The organism is Staphylococcus sp. HMSC065D05 (genome assembly GCF_001813195.1).
In the GTDB taxonomy this organism is placed as follows: domain Bacteria; phylum Bacillota; class Bacilli; order Staphylococcales; family Staphylococcaceae; genus Staphylococcus; species Staphylococcus epidermidis.
The window spans coordinates 1-294 of the sequence record NZ_KV811762.1 but is presented as its reverse complement, the minus strand read 5'-3'; the positions used below and the strand labels follow the sequence as shown (position 1 = coordinate 294).

General features: G+C 35.0%; 1 pseudogene. It reads left to right on the top strand.

What is annotated here, in order from left to right:
* Nucleotides 1-294, top strand: a pseudogene (locus HMPREF2897_RS08075) (hypothetical protein); the annotation flags it as partial.

Sequence of the window (294 nt, the reverse complement as noted above, 5' to 3'; positions counted from 1 at the left end):
TTTCATAGTGGGGCACATAGTTTAGGAGGCTATCTAGCACAATATAATGCTGTGAAGTTTAACTTTGATAGTACGACAACCTATGCTGCTCCGAACCCTTATGGTGCATTTTCTGGTGATATCAAGAAGCAAATTGATGAAGGAAAGTATAATGGGAAAATCAAAAATGTAGGTCATGAAGACGACATCGTTAATAGTTTGGATTTTTTTAAACCTAGAATAGGTTCTAACATAATTACAGCACCCAAGTATGATGGATTTTTAACATCGTTACCTTTTGTAGGACAACATTTT